Source organism: Amycolatopsis sacchari, assembly GCF_900114035.1.
GTDB classification, from domain to species: domain Bacteria; phylum Actinomycetota; class Actinomycetes; order Mycobacteriales; family Pseudonocardiaceae; genus Amycolatopsis_E; species Amycolatopsis_E sacchari.
In genome coordinates, this window is record NZ_FORP01000005.1 from 89725 (window position 1) to 107488 (window position 17764).

Here is a 17764-nt window from a genome sequence, read left to right on the forward strand (position 1 = left end):
TCCCGCGGACGGCCGGGCGGTGCTACCCTGTCCTATACCCATGGGGGGTATGGAAGGAGCAGCTCCGATGGACCACACGGCGCACCACGCGGGCACGCATCCGGCGACCTGGGCCGCCGCGGCGCAGGCGACCCTGCACTGCCTGACCGGCTGCGCCATCGGCGAGGTGCTCGGCATGGTCATCGGCACCGCCGCGGACCTGCACGGCGCCGCGACCGTGGTGCTGTCGGTCGCGCTGGCGTTCGTGTTCGGTTACGCCCTGACGATGCGCGGGGTGCTGCGGGCCGGGGTCGGCGTGCGGACCGCGCTGAAGGTCGCGCTGGCCGCCGACACCGTGTCGATCGCGGTGATGGAGGTCCTCGACAACACGGTCATGGTCGCCGTGCCGGGCGCGATGGACGCCGGGCTGGGCGACGTGCTGTTCTGGGCCTCGCTGGCCGGTTCACTGGTGGTGGCGTTCCTGCTCACCACGCCTGTCAACAAGTGGCTGATCGGCCGCGGCAAGGGTCACGCCGTCGTGCACCGGTACCACTGACGCCGCGCCGCGAGGCCGTGCAGCAGCGGCAGGTACACGTCGTCGACGAGCTGGCCGATCGCCTCCTCGTCGATGGGGCCGCGCAACAGGAGGGTCTCGTTGCGGATGAGGTCGAGCGGCAGCCGCGCCGTCCTGGCGGGGAGCTCCAGCTCGGGCAGCTCGCCGCGGTCGACCGCTCGCCGCACGACCTCGCGGACCTTGTCGCCGAGCGGCGACCTGACGAGCCGCTGGTGCAGCAGCTTGCTCACCTCGGGGTGCCGGAAGGCCTCGCCCATCACGCCCGCGATCACCTCGGTCATCACGCTGTTCGCGCGGTCGCCGACCCGGCGGAACAGGGCGAGCAGGTCCCCGCGCAGGCTGCCGGTGTCGGGCAGGGGCGCGAACCTGCCCGGCGCCTGCTGGGCCCACGCGGCGAGCACCAGCTCGGCGCGGCTGGGCCAGCGCCGGTAGATGACCGGTTTGCTGGTGCGGGCCCGCTTCGCGACGCCTTCGATGGTCAGCGCGTTGTAGCCGACCTGGATCAGTTCCTCCCAGGTGGCGTTGAGGATCTCCTGCTCGAGTTCCTCGCCCCGGCGGCGTGACTTCGGCTCGGGCACCGGCCTCCTTAAAATACGTTGCGTATCTTATCCTCCTCGGATACTGTGCCCATATTAGATACGTTCGGTTTCTCCATGGGGGACCTGTTGCTCATCCGCCTGTTGCGCACCCACCTGCGCCCCTACCGGCAGGAGCTCACGCTCGTCATCGTGCTGCAGCTGATCGGCACGGTGGCGTCGCTGTACCTGCCCAGCCTGAACGCGGACATCATCGACTTCGGTGTCGTCCGCGGGGACACCGGCTACATCCTGTCGACCGGCGGCTGGATGCTGGCCATCACGACGCTGCAGATCCTGTGCTCGGCCGGTGCCGTCTACTTCAGCGCCCGCGCCGCGATGGGCTTCGGCCGCGACGTGCGTGCCGCGATCTTCTCCCGCGTCGGCGACTTCTCCGCGCGTGAGGTCGCGCAGTTCGGCGCCCCGTCGCTGATCACGCGCACCACCAACGACGTGCAGCAGGTGCAGCTGCTGGTGGTGATGGTGTGCACCCTGCTCGTCATCGCGCCGATCACGGGCGTCGCCGGCATCATCCTCGCGCTGCGCGAGGACGTCGGGCTGTCGTGGCTGCTGCTGGTGTGCGTGCCCGTGCTGCTGATCGCGATCGGCTCGATCGTGGTCCGCATGGTGCCGCAGTTCCGCCGCATGCAGGAGCGCATCGACCAGGTCAACCGCGTGCTCCGCGAACAGCTGACCGGTATCCGCGTGGTCCGCGCGTTCGTCCGCGAGGACGCGGAGACCCGCCGCTTCGGCGACGCGAACTCCACGCTGACCGACACCGCGCTGCGCGTGGGCAAGCTGCAGGCGCTGATCTTCCCGACCGTCCTGCTGGTCCTCAACGCCTCCAGCGTGGCGGTGCTGTGGTTCGGCGCGCACCGCGTCGACGCGGGGCAGATGCAGATCGGGGCGCTCACGGCGTTCCTGAACTACCTGCTGCAGATCCTGATGGCCGTCATGATGGCGACGTTCATCTCGATCATGATCCCGCGGGCGGCGGTGTGCGCCGAGCGCATCCAGGAGGTGCTGGGCACCGAGCCGTCGGTGAGCCCGCCGCTCGCCCCGGTGCGGGAGCTGCGGGCGCACGCGGAGCTGGAGTTCCGCGGGGTCGAGTTCCGCTACCCCGGCGCGGCCGAGCCGGTGCTGCGGGACATCTCGTTCACCGCGCGGGCCGGCACCACGACGGCGATCATCGGCAGCACCGGCGCGGGCAAGACGACCCTGCTGTCGCTGGTCGCGCGGCTGATCGACGTGACGGCGGGCGCGGTGCTCGTCGACGGCGCCGACGTGCGGGAGCTGGAGCCGGAAGTGCTGTGGCGGCGGATCGGGCTGGTACCGCAGAAGGCGTACCTGTTCACCGGCACGGTGGCGGCGAACCTCCGGTACGGCAACCCGGACGCCACGGACGAGGAACTGTGGGAGGCGCTGGAGATCGCGCAGGCGCGGGAGTTCGTCGAGGCGATGCCGGGCGGGCTGGAGGCGCCGATCGCGCAGGGCGGCACGAACGTCTCCGGCGGGCAGCGGCAGCGGTTGTCCATCGCCCGCGCGCTCGTGCGGAAACCGGAGATCTTCCTGTTCGACGACTCGTTCTCGGCGCTGGACCTCGCGACCGACGCGGCGGTGCGTGCGGCGCTGCGCCCGCACACGCGGGACGCGGCGGTGCTCGTGGTCGCCCAGCGCGTGTCCACGATCCTCGACGCCGACCGGATCCTGGTGCTGGACGGCGGTTCCCTCGTCGCCGCCGGCACCCACCGCGAACTGCTCGCGACCTCTCCGACGTACCAGGAGATCGTGCAGTCCCAGCTGACGCCTGAGGAGGCGGCGTGACCACCACGGAGAACCGCCCGGCGGCGCCGCGGCCGCAGCCGGGGCCGATCGGGCGCGGGATGCCCGGCATGGGCATGGGGATGCCCGTCAGCAAGGCCAAGAACTTCCGCACCTCCGCCAGGCGCCTCGCCGAGCGGCTGAAACCGGAGCGCTTCGCGTTCGCGGCCGTCGTCGCGCTGGGTGTGGTCAGCGTGGCCTTCTCCGTCGCCGGGCCGAAACTGCTCGGCGAGGCCACCGACGTCATCTTCGACGGCGTGCTCGGCCGGCTGCGGCACGTGCCCGGCGCGGGCATCGACTTCGGCGCGCTGGGCACGGTGCTCATGTGGGTGCTGGTGCTGTACGTGCTGGGCTCGCTGTTCGGCCTGCTGCAGGGCCGTCTGCTCAACAGCGTCGTGCAGCGCGTGGTGTTCCGGCTGCGGTCCGACGTCGAGGAGAAGCTGCACCGGCTGCCGTTGCGCTACTTCGACGGGCAGCCCCGCGGCGAGCTGCTTTCCCGTGTCACCAACGACATCGACAACATCTCGTCGACCTTGCAGCAGACGCTGAGCCAGCTGCTCACGTCCCTGCTCACGGTGCTCGGCGTCATCGTGATGATGCTGACGATCTCCCCGCTGCTGACGCTCATCGCGCTCGCCGTGATCCCGCTGTCGGTGCTCGTCACGGGGCAGATCGGAAAGCGCTCTCAGAAGCTGTTCATCGCGCAGTGGCGGCACACCGGCGCGCTCAACGCGCACATCGAGGAGTCGTTCACCGGGCACCAGCTGGTCAAGGTGTTCGGCAGGCAGCGCGAGTCGGAGGCGGAGTTCCGCCGCCGCAACGACGACCTGCACGACGCGGCGCTGGGCGCGCAGTTCGTGTCGGGGCTGATCATGCCCGCGATGATGTTCCTGTCCAACCTCAGCTACGTCGTGGTGGCGGTGGTCGGCGGGCTGCGGATCACGTCGGGTGCGATGTCGCTGGGCGAGGTCCAGGCGTTCATCCAGTACTCGCGCCAGTTCACGCAGCCGCTGACGCAGGTCGCGTCGATGGCGAACCTCCTGCAGTCCGGGGTCGCCTCCGCCGAGCGGGTGTTCGAGCTGCTCGACGCCGAGGAGCAGGAGCCCGACCCTCGCGACCCGGCGCGGCTGCCCGAGGAGCGGCGCGGGCGGGTCGAGTTCGAGGACGTGAGCTTCTCCTACCGCGACGACCAGCCGCTCATCGAGCATCTGTCGCTGGTGGCGGAGCCGGGGCAGACGGTCGCGATCGTCGGGCCGACGGGGGCGGGGAAGACGACGCTGGTGAACCTCGTGATGCGGTTCTACGAGCTGGACGCGGGGCGCATCACCCTCGACGGCGTGGACATCACGGAGCTGCGCCGCGAGGACCTGCGGTCGCGGATCGGGATGGTGCTGCAGGACACGTGGCTGTTCGGCGGCACGATCCGCGACAACATCGCCTACGGGAAGCCGGGCGCCACGGAGGAGGAGATTCTGGCGGCGGCGAAGGCGGCGTTCGTGGACCGGTTCGTGCGCACCCTGCCCGACGGCTACGACACGGTGATCGACGAGGAGGGCAGCAACGTCAGCGCGGGGGAGAAGCAGCTGCTGACGATCGCGCGGGCGTTCCTGGCGTCGCCGTCGCTGCTGATCCTCGACGAGGCGACGAGCTCGGTCGACACCCGTACGGAGGCGCTGGTCCAGCACGCGATGGCGGCGCTGCGGACGGCCCGCACGAGCTTCGTGATCGCACACCGCCTGTCCACGATCCGCGACGCGGACCTGATCCTGGTGATGGAGTCGGGCCGCATCGTCGAGCAGGGCACGCACGAGGAGCTGCTGGCGGCGCGGGGTGCTTATCACCGGTTGTATTCGGCGCAGTTCGCGCAGGCGGCGGGATGATGGGGTTCGCCTCGTCCTGACGGGACGCGCCCCTGCCCGGCGTGCACGTGGTGACGCGGGGCGGGGGCGCGGGCTGGGGCGTGGGTTGCCGCCGCTCGGTGACGCCACGCGCCGCCTTTCCCAGGCCACTGCTGACCTCCGCGGGGCAGGCCCCGCCGCGCGGCCTTGGTGACTCCGCGTGGCGGGGCCTGCCCCGCCACTGCTGCCCGCCCTGGCGCGGCGCCGGGCTCTGGCTACCGGCCCGCCGGGCGGCGCCCCGTTCGCCAAGCCGGGCCAACCCCGCTCGCCCCGCCACCGCCACCGCCCGGCACCGGCGACCACCCCGCTCGCCTGCGCGGGCGGGCCGCCCGCCCCGCCACTGCCGCCCCGCTACCGCCGCCCCGCCACTGCCGCCCCGCTCAGCGCCGCCCCGCCACCGCCGCCCCGCTCAGCGCTGCCGCGCCACTGCCGCCCCGCCACTGCCGCCCCGCCACTGCCGCCCCGCCACTGCCGCCCCGCCACCGCCGCCCCGCCACCGCCACCGCCCGGCACCGGCGACCACCCCGCCCGCTTGCGCGGGCGGGCGGCCCGTCGCCCCGCCACCGCCGCCCCGCTCAGCGCTGCCGCGCCGGGCGGATGATCAGCTCGTTCACGTCCACCTCCGGTGGCTGGCTGATCGCGTACGAGATGGCCGCCGCGATGCTGTCCGGCGGGATCGTGTTCGCCCGGTACGTGCGCATCGCCTCCTGGGCGCCCGCTTCGGTGATCGTGTCGGCCAGTTCCGACTCGACGACGCCCGGCGACACCGTGGTGACGCGGATCGACGGGTCGCATTCCTGGCGCAGGCCCTCCGTGATCGCCCACGCGGCGTACTTCGTGCCGCTGTACACGGCGCTCGTCGGGACGACCTGGTGCGCGCCGATCGACGCCACCGTGACGAAGTGCCCGCCGCCCTGCCGCTGGAAGTGCGGCAACGCGGCCGCGATGCCGTGCAGCAGCCCCCGCACGTTGACGTCGATCATCCGGTCCCACTCGTCCACGTGCAGCGAGTCCAAACGGGACAGTGGCATCACGCCCGCGTTGTTGACGAGCACGTCGACGCGCCCGTGGTCGGCGACCGCCCCGTCCACGAACGCGGCCACGTCTTCGCGGTCGGTCACGTCCAGGCGCCGCACGTCCACGCCGGGGGCGGTCGCCGCCAGCTCCGCGAGCCGGTCCTCGCGGCGGGCGCCGACGACGAGCTGGTGCCCTTCACGCGCCAGCCGCAGCGCGGTGGCGCGGCCGATCCCGGAGCTGGCGCCGGTGACTAGTACGACTTTTCCGTTACTGGTGGTCATGGCATCGACGCTAACCGGAACCACGGGGTGGAACATGGGTGCGATCCTCCCGGGAAATCCGCACCCAGGGTCCACAGTGGACTCTGTTTCACCCTCGGCCGAACGGGTACCCGCACGGCGACCCCGAAGGGAGGCATCATGAGTGCTGACGACAAGATGAGCAACAAGGCCGAGGAACTGAAGGGCAAGGCCAAGGAAGGGCTCGGCAACGCCACGGACAACGAGCAGTGGCAGGCCGAGGGCAAGGCCGACCAGGGCAAGGGCAACGTCAAGCAGGCCGGCGAGAAGCTCAAGGACGCCGCCAAGAGCGTGTTCGACGACAAGTAGCGCCCAGGAGCCCCGCCTCCACCCGGAGGCGGGGCTCAGTCGTCCCGGACGCGCAGGCCGTCGAAGGCCATCGTCGCCACGGCGTCGGCCAGCCGGTCCGCGCCCAGCCCGCCCCGCGGCCGGTACCACTCGATCAGCGAGTTCACCATCCCGAACAGCAGGCGTGCCGCCGTGGCCGGGTCGATGTCCGACCGCAGGTCACCCTCTTCGACGGCCTGCGTCACCAGCTCCGACACGATCCGGTCGAACTCGCGCCGCCGGGCTAGCGCGTCCCGTTCCACCTTCGTGTTGCCCCGCACGCGCAGCAGCAGCGTGACGAACGGCAGCCGCTCCACCAGCACCGCGACACTGCCGCGCACGAGGAACTCCAGCCGTTCCACCGCCCGGCCCTCGACCGCGTCCAGCTCCTCGACCAGCGCGAACAACCCGTCCAGCGCCCGGTTCACCGACAGCCGCAGCAGCTCCTGCTTGCTCGGCACGTGGTGGTAGATCGCGGACTTCGTGATGCCCAGCTTGCGGGAGAGGTCCTCCATGCTGGTGCCGTCGTACCCGCGCTCGTTGAACAGCTTCACCGCGACGGCCAGCAGCGACTCGAGGTCGTAGCCCGGCCTGCCGCGCTTGGCGGTCCTGGCGGGCGGTGCGGTCGTCATACCGGAAGTATCCCAACCGGCGTTCAGTCACGCGGACGCTGGTCGATCACCCGGCGCAGCTTGCCCAGCGAGCGCTCCAGGCTGTCCGGGTCCAGCACCTCCACGCCCACGGTCACGCCCACGCCGTCCTTGACCCGCTGGGCGATCTCTGAAGCCGCCGCGACGCGCCGCTCGGCGGGGGTGTCCGCGCGGGCCTCGGCGAGCACGGTGAGGTGGTCCATCCGGTCGCGGCGGGTGAGCCGGAGCTGGAAGTGCGGCGCGAGCCCCGGCGTGGCGAGCACGATCTCCTCGATCTGCGTGGGGAACACGTTCACGCCGCGCAGGATGATCATGTCGTCGCTGCGGCCGGTGACCTTGTCCATGCGCCGGTAGGACGGCCGTGCCGTGCCGGGCCGCAGCGCGGTGAGGTCCCGCGTGCGGTACCGGATGATCGGCAGCGCCTGCTTGGTCAGCGACGTGAACACCAGCTCACCGGTTTCCCCGTCGGGCAGCACGTTCTCGTCGACCGGGTCGATCACCTCGGGGTAGAAGTGGTCCTCCCAGATGTGCAGGCCGTCCTTGGTCTCGACGCACTCCTGCGCCACGCCCGGCCCCATCACCTCGGACAGGCCGTAGATGTCCACCGCGTGGATGTCCATGCGCTCTTCGATCTCCGCGCGCATGGACTCCGTCCACGGCTCGGCGCCGAAGATGCCCACCTTCAGCGAACTGGTGCGCGGGTCGACGCCCTGGCGTTCGAACTCGTCGAGCAGCGTGAGCATGTACGTCGGGGTGACCATGATGATCTCGGGCCGGAAGTCGGTGATGAGCTGCACCTGCCGCGCGGTCATCCCGCCGGACGCGGGGATCACGGTCGCGCCCAGCTTCTCCACGCCGTAGTGCGCGCCGAGGCCGCCGGTGAACAGCCCGTACCCGTAGGCGACGTGCACCTTGTGCCCCGGCCGCCCGCCCGCCGCGAAGATCGAACGGGCCATCACGCCCGCCCACGTGTCGATGTCGTCCGCGGTGTAGCCCACCACGGTGGGCTTGCCGGTGGTGCCGCTGGAGGCGTGCAGGCGGAGCGCCTTCTCCTGGGGCACCGCGAACATGCCGAACGGGTAGTTGTCCCGCAGGTCGGCTTTGGTGGTGTACGGGAACTTCGCGAGGTCTTCCAGCGACCGGCAGTCGTCGGGGTGCACCCCGGCCTCGTCGAACTTCCGCCGGTACGCGGGAACGTTCTCGTACGCGTGCCGCAGAGTCCACTGCAGACGTTCGAGCTGCAGCGCGCGCAGCTCGTCCACGCTGAGGCGTTCGGCGGGGGACAGGTCGTCCGCGGCGGGGGCGGCGCCGAGGCGCTTGGCGCGGGGCACTTCGCTGTGCGTGGTGGTCATGGCTCTCCTCAGCGGGAAATCGTGCGGCTGCGGCCGCGGAACTCGGCGATCACCTCGTCGCCGCGGCGGACGGTGACCTCGTAGATGCCGTTGCGGCCGTAGCGGGTGCGCTCCTCGGCCGTGGCGAGGAGCTCGTCCCCGAGCCGGGCGCTGGCGACGAACGAGATCTCCGCGCCGGCGGCGACGGTGACCGGGCCGTGGCTGTTGCACGCGCACGCGAAGGTGGTGTCGGCGAGCAGGAACACGTACCCGCCGTGGGCGATCTTGTGCCCGTTGACCATCTCCGGGGTGATCCGCATGCGCGCGACCGCCCTGCCGTCGTCAGCTTCGAGCAGCTCGATGCCCGCCGACCTCGATGCCGCGTCGTCGTCGAACATCGCCTGTGCCGCCGGGGACCGGACCACGTGCTCACCGCCTCGCTTACTGACCGAACGGACGGGAAACAAACTGACCCCTGGCCCGCCCGTTGTCAAGACGCTACCATGACTTCCTGAACGTTCGGTTGGTTAATCGAGGAGGACCGATGGCGCTCCTGCGCAGCTACGTCGGCGGCCGGTGGCACACCGCCGCCGACGAGGGTGTTCCGCTGCACGACGCGGTGACCGGCGAGGAGGTCGCGCGCGTCTCCTCGAAGGGGGTGGACATGGCGGCCGCGCTGGAGCACGGCCGCCGGGCCGGCGGGCCCGCGCTGCGTGAGCTGACCTTCCACCAGCGGGCCGCGCTGCTCAAGGCGCTGGCCTCGCACCTGCGGGAGCACCGCGAGGAGCTGTACGCGCTGTCGGCGCGCACGGGTGCCACGCTGTTCGACTCGAAGTTCGACATCGACGGCGGTATCGGCGTGCTGTTCAGCTACGCCAGCAAGGGCAGGCGCGAGCTGCCGAACGACACCGTGTACGTCGAGGGCGCGGTGGAGCCGCTGGGCAAGGGCGGCACGTTCGTCGGGCAGCACATCGCCACCCCGCTGCGGGGCGTGGCGGTGCAGATCAACGCGTTCAACTTCCCGGTCTGGGGGCCGCTGGAGAAGTTCGCGCCCGCGTTCCTCGCCGGGGTGCCGAGCCTGGTCAAGCCCGCCAGCCAGACGGCGTACCTGACGGCGCGGCTGGTCGAGCTGATCGTCGAATCCGGGCTGCTGCCCGAGGGTTCGCTGCAGTTCGTGGCGGGCAGCGCCGGCGACCTGCTCGACCACGTGACGGGGCAGGACCTCGTGTCGTTCACCGGTTCGGCGTCCACCGCGCAGAAGCTGCGGGCGCACCCGGTGATCGTGCGCAACGCGGTGCGGTTCAACGCCGAGGCCGACTCGCTCAACTGCTCCGTCCTCGGTCCGGACGCGAAGCCGGGCACGGCGGAGTTCGACCTGTTCGTCAAGCAGCTGGTCACGGAGATGACCGTGAAGGCGGGGCAGAAGTGCACCGCGATCCGGCGTGCGTTCGTGCCCGCGGAGCTGCTGGACGACGTGGCCGCGGCGGCGAGCGAACGGCTCGCGAAGGTGACCGTCGGCAACCCCTCGTCGGAGGGTGTGCGGATGGGCGCGCTGGCGAGCCTGGAGCAGCGCGAGGAGGTGCGCCGCTCGCTCAAGGCCCTGCTGTCCGCGGGCAGCGTCGTCTTCGGCGACCCGGAGCACGTCGAGGTCGTGGACGCCGACGCCGAGCGTGGCGCGTTCCTCTCGCCGGTGCTGCTCAAGGGCGACCCGGAGCGGGCGGAGCCGCACGAGGTCGAGGCGTTCGGCCCGGTGTCCACGCTCATGCCGTACACCTCGACCGAGCAGGTGATCGACTACGCCGCGCGCGGTGACGGCAGCCTCGCGGGCTCGATCGTCACCGGTGACGCGGACTTCGCGCGGGACGTGGTGCTCGGGGTGGCGCCGTGGCACGGGCGGCTGCTGGTGCTCGACGCCGACGACGCGAAGGAGTCCACCGGGCACGGTTCGCCGTTGCCGCAGCTGGTGCACGGTGGTCCCGGCCGCGCGGGTGGCGGCGAGGAGATGGGCGGCATCCGCGGCGTGCTGCACCACCTGCAGCGCACCGCCGTGCAGGCTTCGCCGAGCGTGCTGAGCCGCGTCACCGGCCGTTGGGTCGCCGGCGCGCCGCGCGCCGAGGGCGTGCACCCCTTCCGGAAGTCCTTGGCGGAGCTGAAGATCGGCGACTCCGTGGTCGCGGGGCCGCGCACGGTGACGCAGGAGGACGTGGACCACTTCGCCGAGTTCACCGGCGACACCTTCTACGCCCACACCGACCCCGAGGCCGCGGCGGCGAACCCGCTGTTCGGCGGCATCGTGGCGCACGGCTACCTCGTGGTGTCCTTCGCCGCCGGGCTGTTCGTCTCGCCCGAGCCGGGGCCGGTGCTGGCGAACTACGGGCTGGAGAACCTGCGGTTCCTCACCCCGGTCAAACCGGGTGACGAGCTGACGGTGACGTTGACGTGCAAGCAGATCACCCCGCGCGTCGACCAGGACTACGGCGAGGTCCGCTGGGACGCGGACGTGACGAACGGGAACGGCGAATCGGTGGCGAAGTACGACGTGCTGACTCTGGTGGCGAAGTCATGACCGCGACTCTGGAAACACATTTCGAGCGGACGATCTCCAAGGACCAGCGGATCGAACCGCGGGACTGGGTGCCCGAGGCGTACCGCAGGACGATGATCCGGATGATGGCGCAGCACGCGCACTCCGAGATCATCGGCATGCAGCCGGAGGGCAACTGGATCACGCGCGCGCCTTCCTTGCGGCGCAAGGCGATCCTGCTGGCGAAGGTGCAGGACGAGGCCGGGCACGGGCTGTACCTGTACTCGGCGACGGAGACGCTGGGCGCCGACCGCACCGACCTGACCGAGCGGCTGATCAACGGGAAGCAGAAGTACTCGTCGATCTTCAACTACCCGACGCTGACGTTCGCCGACGTCGGCGTGATCGGCTGGCTGGTGGACGGCGCGGCGATCTGCAACCAGGTCCCGTTGTGCCGCAGCAGTTACGGGCCGTACGCGCGGGCGATGATCCGGATCTGCAAGGAGGAGTCCTTCCACCAGCGGCAGGGCTACGAGCTGCTGATGACGATGATGAAGGGCACCGAAGCGCAGCGGGAGATGGTGCAGGACGCCGTGAACCGCTGGTGGTGGCCGTCGCTGATGATGTTCGGCCCGCCGGATGAGGACTCGCCGAACACGGCGCAGTCGATGGCGTGGCGGATCAAGCGGCACACCAACGACGAGCTGCGGCAGCGGTTCGTCGACATGACGGTGCCGCAGGCGGAGATCCTCGGCGTCACGCTGCCCGACCCGGAGCTGAAGTGGAACGCCGAGCGCGGGCACTACGACTTCGGCGCGGTCGACTGGGACGAGTTCAAGCAGGTCGTGTCCGGCAACGGCCCGTGCAACGAGCAGCGGATCGCGCACCGCCGCGCCGCGCACGAAAACGGTGCCTGGGTGCGGGAAGCCGCCGCCGCGCACGCGGAGAAGCAGCAGAGGAGGGCGGCCGCATGAGTGCGGAGTGGCCGTTGTACGAGGTGTTCGTGCGGGGCAAGCGGGGGCTCAACCACGTGCACGTGGGTTCCCTGCGGGCCGCCGACGACGAGATGGCCCTGCACCACGCCCGCGACCTCTACACGCGGCGCAACGAGGGCGTGAGCATCTGGGTCGTCAAGGCCGCCGACATCACCGCGTCCAGCCCCGACGAGAAGGACCCGTTCTTCGCGCCGAGCGCGGACAAGGTGTACCGGCACCCGACGTTCTACGACATCCCCGACGACGTCCCCCACATGTGAGTGTGCCCGATGGCCTTTGACAACGCTTTCGAGGCGCTCACCGAAGCGCACGACGATTCCCGCTGGGCGTTCGGCACCGGCTTCGAGGACCCGCTGTCCGGTGTGGACACCACGGTTCCGTCCGGTGTGGACGCCGGCGCGCTGGCCGCGTACTGCCTCATGCTCGGTGACGACGCGCTGATCTTCTCCCACCGCCTCCAGCAGTGGTGCACGAACGCGCCCGAGCTCGAGGAGGAGGTGGCGATCGCCAACATCGGCCTCGACCTGCTCGGGCAGGCGCGGTTGCTGCTGGCCCGCGCGGGCAAGATCACCGGACGCACCGAGGACGAGCTGGCCTTCTTCCGCGAGGAGCGCGAGTTCCGCAACGTGCGGCTCGCCGAGCTGGAGCGCGGCGACTTCGGGCAGCTGATCGCCGTGCTGCTGGTGTTCTCCACCTGGCGGCTGGCGCTGTTCGAGAAGCTCACCGCCTCGCCGGACCCGGTGCTGGCGGCGATCGCCGCCAAGGGCGTCAAGGAGCTGACCTACCACCGCGACTACGCGGCCCAGTGGGCGGTCCGGCTCGGCGACGGCACGGATTACTCGCACGAGCGCATGCAGGCGGGGCTCGACGGCGTGTGGCCGTACGTCGAGGAACTGTTCACGCCGCACGACGTCGAGCTGGCGGTCGGCGTGGATCCGTCGTCCGTGCGCGAGGCTTTCGACGACGTCCTGGCGCAGGTGCTGTCGGCGGCGACGGTGACGCGTCCCGAGGTCGCGCCCCGTGCCGGGGTCGCGGGCCGGATGGGCCGCGACGGCGTGCACACCGAGGCGATGGGGTACCTGCTGGCGGAGCTGCAGAGCGTCGCCCGAGCGCACCCGGACGCGACGTGGTGAGCGCGCGTGCGGTCGCCGAGCGGGTGACCGATCCCGAGCTGCCCATGCTGACGCTCGCCGACCTCGGCGTGCTGCGTGAGGTGTCCGAAGAGGACGGTCGCGTGGTGGTGTCGATCACGCCGACGTACACCGGCTGTCCGGCGATGGACACGATGCGCGACGACCTCGTGCACGCGTTGTCCAGCGCCGGGTACCGCGAGGTCGAGGTGCGCACGGTGCTCCAGCCCGCGTGGTCCAGCGACTGGATCAGCGACACCGGGCGCCGAAAGCTCGCCGAAGCCGGGATCGCCCCGCCCGGCGCGGCGCCCCGCCGCACGGGCCCGGTGCCGCTGACGCTGGTGCCGCCCGCGAAGCGCGTCGAGTGCCCGCGGTGCGGTTCCGCCGACACGCACCTGGTTTCGGAGTTCGGGCCGACCGCGTGCAAGGCGCTGCGGCGCTGCCGCGCGTGTGCCGAAACGTTCGAGCACGTCAAGGAGATCTGAGCAGTGACCACCAGCACCCGGGTGCGCACGGAGTTCCACCGGCTCACCGTCGCGGACGTCGAGCGGCTGTGTGACGACGCCGTGGCCGTCACCTTCGCCGTGCCGCCGGACCTGGCGGAGTCGTACGCGTTCCGCGCCGGCCAGTCGCTCACGCTGCGCCGCGCCGTCGACGGGCGCGAGGAGCGCCGGTCGTACTCGATCTGCGCGCCGGAGGGCGCCGCGCCGCGGATCGGCGTGCGCGAGGTGCCGGGCGGGCTGTTCTCGTCGTGGCTGGTGCACGACGTGCGCCCGGGCGACGAGATCGAGGTCGCCACGCCCACCGGGAACTTCACCCCGCCGCCCGGCCCCGGCAGGCACGTGCTGATCGCCGCGGGTTCGGGGATCACGCCGGTGCTGTCGATCGCCGCGACCGTGCTGCGTGAGCCAGGTTCGACGGCGACGGTGTTCTACGGCAACCGGCGCACGGACTCGGTGATGTTCGCCGACGAGCTGGCCGATCTGAAGGACCGCTGGCCGTCCCGGCTGGAGCTGGTGCACGTGTTGTCGCGGGAGCCGCGTGAGGCCGAGCTGTTCACCGGGCGGCTGGACGCGGGCAAGCTCGAGGCGCTGCTCGCGCTCGTGCCGGCTTTCGAAGGCGTGGACCACTGGTGGCTGTGCGGCCCGTTCGGCATGGTGACCGAGGCGCGGGAGCTGCTGCTGCGGTCGGGCGTGCCCGCCGCGCGCGTGCACCAGGAGCTGTTCTACGTCGACGACGTGCCGCCCGCCCCGGTCCGCCACGAGGACGGCCCGGTCGAGGGGGACACCAGCGAGGTCACGGTCGTGCTCGACGGCCGGTCCACCACGGCGGCCCTGCCCCGGGACGTGCCGATCCTGGACAGCGCGCAGCGCGTGCGGCCGGACCTGCCGTTCGCGTGCAAGGGCGGGGTCTGCGGCACCTGCCGGGCAAAGGTGACCAGCGGTGAGGCGGACATGCGGCGCAACTTCGCGCTGGAGGAGTCCGAGGTGGCGGCCGGTTTCGTGCTGACCTGCCAGACCCTGCCCCGCTCCGCGGAACTCACCGTCGACTACGACGCCTGAGTCCGGAAACGGCGGCCCGGCCTCTGCGTGACAGAGTGCGTCACGAAGGAGGCAATCATGGACTTCGACCGGCACTGTGCGGAGATCGTCGCCCAGACCGAGCTGCTCACGGGCGCGCTGGAGGGGGCGGACCTGCGGGCGCCCGTGCCGTCGTGCCCCGGCTGGAGCCTGGGCATGCTGCTGCGGCACATCGGCGGCGGGCACCGGTGGGCGACCGAGATGGTCCGCACCCGCGCCACCGGCTTCCTGCCGGACGACCAGATCCGCGACGTGGCGGGTGACGATTCCGGCCCGGTGCCCGCGGAATGGCTGCTGAGCGGCGCGAAGGAGTTCGCCGGGGCGTTGCGTGAGGCGGGCCCGGACACCGAGGTGTGGGCCGTCTTCCATTACCACACCATGACGTTCTGGGCGCGCCGCTTCGCCAACGAGACGACGGTCCACCGCGCCGACGCGATGCTCGCCGCGGGCGTGCCGTTCTCCGTGGACCCGGCGATGGCCCTGGAGGGGATCGAGGAGTGGCTGGAACTCGACGCGCTCCCCGAGCACTTCGACATCACGCCGGAGAAGCGGGATCTCCTCGGCCCCGGCCGCACCCTCGTCCTCGCGGCCACCGACGCGGACGCCGCGTGGTTCCTCGACCTCACCGGTGACGTGATCCAGTGGCGCCGCGGAGTCTCCCCGGCGGCGGTCACGGTGCGCGCGCCGCTGAAGGAGCTGGTCCTGCTGGTCTACCGCCGCGCGTCGCCCGCCGACGTGGAGGTCGAAGGGGACCGGGAGCTGCTCGACTTCTGGCTGTCCCACGTCGCGTTCGGCTGGTCCGCCCGCGCCAGTGCCGCGACCGTGTCGAGCAGGCCGGGGAACCGCTGCTCGAACTCGGCGCGGCGCAGGCGGACGTACGTGCCGTTCCCGGCGTCGCGCTGCACGATCAGGCCCGCCTCGCGCAGCGCGCGCCAGTGGTGCGTCTTCGTCGACTTCGCCACCGGCATCGGGAAGGACGAGCACGCGCGTTCGGTGTCCGACGGGTCGGCCGCGAGCTCGGCGAGCACGGCCCGGCGGTGCGGGTCGGCGAGCGCGCGGAACACCTGACCGAGGTCGACCTCCGCCATCGGCGGCACGGGCAGGTCCATCTCGAACGGCTCCTCGCTCGGCTGCGGCTGGGGACAAGACCCATCGTAGGCGCGGCACGCGCTCAGGTACCGTCTAGGTACGAGAACTACCGTACCTTCGGAGGCTGCCTTGCTGTGCGTGTTCGACGTCAACGAAACCCTGCTCGACCTGGCCGCGCTCGACGGGTTCTTCGCCCGCCTGACGGGGACCGCCGCAGCCAGGGCCGAGTGGTTCGACCTGATGATCCACAACGCGCTGACCCTGACCGCCGCGCGGCAGTACCGGCCGTTCGGCGAGATCGGCGGGGCGTGCCTGGAGGCCGTGGCGGGGCGGCACGGCGCCGACGTGACCCCCGACGACAAGCGTGAACTCGCCGAGGGGCTGGGTTCGCTGCCCGCGCACCCGGAAGCCGCACGCGCGATCGAACGCCTGCGGGACGCGGGGTTCGGCGTCGTCACGCTGACCAACTCCGTCGCCGAGGTCGCGGAGAGCCAGCTGCGGAACTCGGGGTTGCGGCCGCTCGTGAGTACCGCCTACTCGGTGGACAGCGTGCGTCTGCTCAAGCCCGCTCCTGAGTCGTACCGGTACGTGCTCGAACGCGAGGGCGTCGAGGCCGCCGACGCGGTGCTGATCGCCGCGCACGACTGGGACATCGCGGGTGCCGCCGCCGCGGGCCTGAAGACGGCCTTCGTCTCCCGCGACGGCCGGGTGCCGCTCAGCGCGGCGGCTGCCCCCACGGTGTCCGGCGGTGACCTGGCGGAGGTCGTGACGCGGATCATCGGCTTGCCTTGACGCGTGCGTCAACGTTTACGGTCGGGTCATGCGAATCGGTGAGCTGGCGAAGCGGGCCGGGACGACCACCCGGGCGCTGCGGTTCTACGAGTCCCAGGGGTTGCTGACGGCACCGCGGGCGGCGAACGGGTACCGGGAGTACGGTGAGGAGGAGTACCGGCTGGTCACCGAGATCCTCTCGCTGCAGGCGGCCGGGCTGAGCCTCGACGACACCCGGCCGTTCGTCGAGTGCCTGCGGGCGGGCCATCCCGCCGGTGACTCGTGCGCCGATTCCATCGAGGTCTACCAGCGCAAACTCGACGAGGTGAACGCGTGCATCGAGCGCCTCACCGCCGTGCGGGCGGAGCTGCTGGACAAGCTGGCCCGTGCCCTGCCGCGCCAGGCGGGCCCGTGCACCGTTCCCGACGATCCCGAGGAGTCCTGAAATGCTCACCGTCACCGACGCGACGTTCACCGAGGCGGTCCTGCGTGCCGACCGGCCCGTGCTGGTCGACTTCTGGGCGCAGTGGTGCCCGCCGTGCCACATGATCGCCCCGGTGCTGGAGGAGATCGCCGTGGAGCGCGCGGACTCGCTCCTGGTGTGCAAGCTCAACAGCGACGAGAACCCGCTGACGGCGCGCACCTACCAGATCATGTCGCTGCCGACGCTCCTCCTGTTCCGCGACGGCCAGCCGATCCGCTCCATCGTCGGCGCCCGGCCGAAGGGCAGGCTCCTCGCCGAACTGGACGAGGCGCTGGGGGTTCGGCTCTAAACAGCCGTTCTCCGGTAGGTGAGCGTGAGGTCGTCCTCCCAGTCCTCGCCGTTCCGCGACATCCGGCCGCGCGTCGTGAGCGTCGTGCCGTCGTCGCTGAAGGTGCCCGTGAACTGCTGGGCGAGGTCCGGGTCTTCGCGCCGGAACTCCCACTTGCCGGGGCCCGCGCTCACCTCGTACACCCGGTGCACGCCGCGGGAGTCGAAGTAGTGCATCGCCAGGCGGCCGTCCGTCACCCCGATGACCGCGACGGCGTCGGGGATCGCGGGGTGGTCGTAGTGCGCGCGCTGGATCAGGAACCGCTCGCCGTCGAGCCACTCGAACGTCGCCCGTCCCCTGATGTCCTCACCCGGCAGCAGGGGATGGGCGCCGTCGGTCTCCCACTCGCCGACGAGTGCGTTCAGGTGTCGCAGCTGGTCGTCCATGGTGCC

Annotated in this window: 20 protein-coding genes; 14 read left to right on the forward strand and 6 right to left on the reverse strand. The window is 71.4% G+C overall.

Annotated features, from left to right (window positions below; all coding sequences use genetic code 11):
• The first annotated feature begins 67 nt into the window (after positions 1–67).
• Complete coding sequence (locus BMZ92_RS10770) at positions 68–535, forward strand: DUF4396 domain-containing protein (RefSeq protein WP_091505785.1); 468 nt, start codon at positions 68–70, stop codon at positions 533–535.
• Here the strand turns inward: BMZ92_RS10770 and BMZ92_RS10775 are convergent.
• Positions 508–1131, reverse strand: a complete 624-nt coding sequence (locus BMZ92_RS10775; protein WP_091505786.1) for a TetR/AcrR family transcriptional regulator — start codon at positions 1129–1131, stop codon at positions 508–510. The genes BMZ92_RS10770 and BMZ92_RS10775 overlap by 28 nt on opposite strands.
• Before the next feature lie 87 nt (positions 1132–1218).
• Here BMZ92_RS10775 and BMZ92_RS10780 point away from each other — a divergent pair, with 87 nt between their 5' ends.
• Positions 1219–2952 carry an ABC transporter ATP-binding protein gene (locus tag BMZ92_RS10780; RefSeq protein ID WP_091506191.1) on the forward strand — a complete coding sequence of 578 codons (1734 nt, stop codon included), beginning with the start codon at positions 1219–1221 and terminating at the stop codon, positions 2950–2952.
• A 59-nt stretch (positions 2953–3011) separates the two neighbouring features.
• Complete coding sequence (locus BMZ92_RS10785) at positions 3012–4829, forward strand: ABC transporter ATP-binding protein (RefSeq protein ID WP_091506193.1); 1818 nt, start codon at positions 3012–3014, stop codon at positions 4827–4829.
• 593 nt (positions 4830–5422) lie between these two features.
• Here the strand turns inward: BMZ92_RS10785 and BMZ92_RS10790 are convergent.
• Positions 5423–6145, reverse strand: a complete 723-nt coding sequence (locus BMZ92_RS10790) for an SDR family oxidoreductase (protein ID WP_091505788.1) — start codon at positions 6143–6145, stop codon at positions 5423–5425.
• Positions 6146–6283: 138 nt separating this feature from the next.
• Here BMZ92_RS10790 and BMZ92_RS10795 point away from each other — a divergent pair, with 138 nt between their 5' ends.
• A complete protein-coding gene (locus BMZ92_RS10795) occupies positions 6284–6472 on the forward strand; it encodes a CsbD family protein (protein WP_091505789.1) in 189 nt (62 codons plus the stop codon).
• A 35-nt stretch (positions 6473–6507) separates the two neighbouring features.
• On the opposite strand, the gene BMZ92_RS10800 is transcribed toward BMZ92_RS10795, so the two are convergent.
• Genes BMZ92_RS10800 through paaI form a run of 3 tightly spaced genes read right to left on the reverse strand, consistent with a single transcriptional unit; the run spans position 6508 to position 8869 of the window.
• Positions 6508–7122, reverse strand: a complete 615-nt coding sequence (locus BMZ92_RS10800; RefSeq protein WP_091505791.1) for a TetR/AcrR family transcriptional regulator — start codon at positions 7120–7122, stop codon at positions 6508–6510.
• Positions 7123–7145: 23 nt separating this feature from the next.
• Positions 7146–8492 (reverse strand): phenylacetate--CoA ligase PaaK, encoded by a 1347-nt coding sequence (gene paaK / locus BMZ92_RS10805; RefSeq protein ID WP_091505793.1) that lies wholly within the window; start codon positions 8490–8492, stop codon positions 7146–7148.
• 8 nt (positions 8493–8500) lie between these two features.
• Positions 8501–8869, reverse strand: coding sequence for a hydroxyphenylacetyl-CoA thioesterase PaaI (gene paaI / locus BMZ92_RS10810; RefSeq protein WP_091506195.1), 369 nt, complete (start codon positions 8867–8869; stop codon positions 8501–8503).
• A gap of 146 nt (positions 8870–9015) precedes the next feature.
• Between paaI and paaZ the strand changes: the two genes are divergently transcribed.
• From paaZ to trxA, 10 genes are all read left to right on the forward strand, one after another.
• A complete protein-coding gene (paaZ, locus tag BMZ92_RS10815; protein WP_091505794.1) occupies positions 9016–11037 on the forward strand; it encodes a phenylacetic acid degradation bifunctional protein PaaZ in 2022 nt (673 codons plus the stop codon).
• On the forward strand, positions 11034–11969 hold the full coding sequence (gene paaA, locus BMZ92_RS10820; RefSeq protein ID WP_091505796.1) for a 1,2-phenylacetyl-CoA epoxidase subunit PaaA: 936 nt from the start codon (positions 11034–11036) through the stop codon (positions 11967–11969). The genes paaZ and paaA overlap by 4 nt, the downstream gene beginning before the upstream one ends.
• Positions 11966–12250, forward strand: coding sequence for a 1,2-phenylacetyl-CoA epoxidase subunit PaaB (gene paaB / locus BMZ92_RS10825; RefSeq protein WP_091505798.1), 285 nt, complete (start codon positions 11966–11968; stop codon positions 12248–12250). The genes paaA and paaB overlap by 4 nt, the downstream gene beginning before the upstream one ends.
• 9 nt (positions 12251–12259) lie before the next feature.
• The gene (paaC, locus tag BMZ92_RS10830) at positions 12260–13123 is read left to right on the forward strand and encodes a 1,2-phenylacetyl-CoA epoxidase subunit PaaC (RefSeq protein WP_091505799.1); all 864 of its coding nucleotides are present in this window, start codon (positions 12260–12262) and stop codon (positions 13121–13123) included.
• Positions 13117–13605, forward strand: a complete 489-nt coding sequence (gene paaD, locus BMZ92_RS10835; protein ID WP_091505801.1) for a 1,2-phenylacetyl-CoA epoxidase subunit PaaD — start codon at positions 13117–13119, stop codon at positions 13603–13605. Before paaC ends, paaD begins: the two co-directional genes overlap by 7 nt.
• A gap of 3 nt (positions 13606–13608) precedes the next feature.
• Entirely contained in the window at positions 13609–14682 is a 1074-nt protein-coding gene (gene paaE, locus BMZ92_RS10840) for a 1,2-phenylacetyl-CoA epoxidase subunit PaaE (RefSeq protein ID WP_091505802.1), read from the forward strand.
• A gap of 57 nt (positions 14683–14739) precedes the next feature.
• Positions 14740–15768, forward strand: a complete 1029-nt coding sequence (locus BMZ92_RS10845) for a maleylpyruvate isomerase family mycothiol-dependent enzyme (RefSeq protein WP_218153438.1) — start codon at positions 14740–14742, stop codon at positions 15766–15768.
• 159 nt (positions 15769–15927) lie between these two features.
• Positions 15928–16581 carry a haloacid dehalogenase type II gene (locus tag BMZ92_RS10855; protein WP_342743480.1) on the forward strand — a complete coding sequence of 218 codons (654 nt, stop codon included), beginning with the start codon at positions 15928–15930 and terminating at the stop codon, positions 16579–16581.
• A gap of 28 nt (positions 16582–16609) precedes the next feature.
• Positions 16610–17005 carry a MerR family transcriptional regulator gene (locus tag BMZ92_RS10860; RefSeq protein ID WP_091505806.1) on the forward strand — a complete coding sequence of 132 codons (396 nt, stop codon included), beginning with the start codon at positions 16610–16612 and terminating at the stop codon, positions 17003–17005.
• Between the two features lies 1 nt (position 17006).
• Positions 17007–17333, forward strand: a complete 327-nt coding sequence (gene trxA, locus BMZ92_RS10865; RefSeq protein ID WP_091505808.1) for a thioredoxin — start codon at positions 17007–17009, stop codon at positions 17331–17333.
• Here the strand turns inward: trxA and BMZ92_RS10870 are convergent.
• Complete coding sequence (locus BMZ92_RS10870; RefSeq protein WP_091505809.1) at positions 17330–17758, reverse strand: hypothetical protein; 429 nt, start codon at positions 17756–17758, stop codon at positions 17330–17332. The genes trxA and BMZ92_RS10870 overlap by 4 nt on opposite strands.
• Positions 17759–17764: the final 6 nt, after the last annotated feature.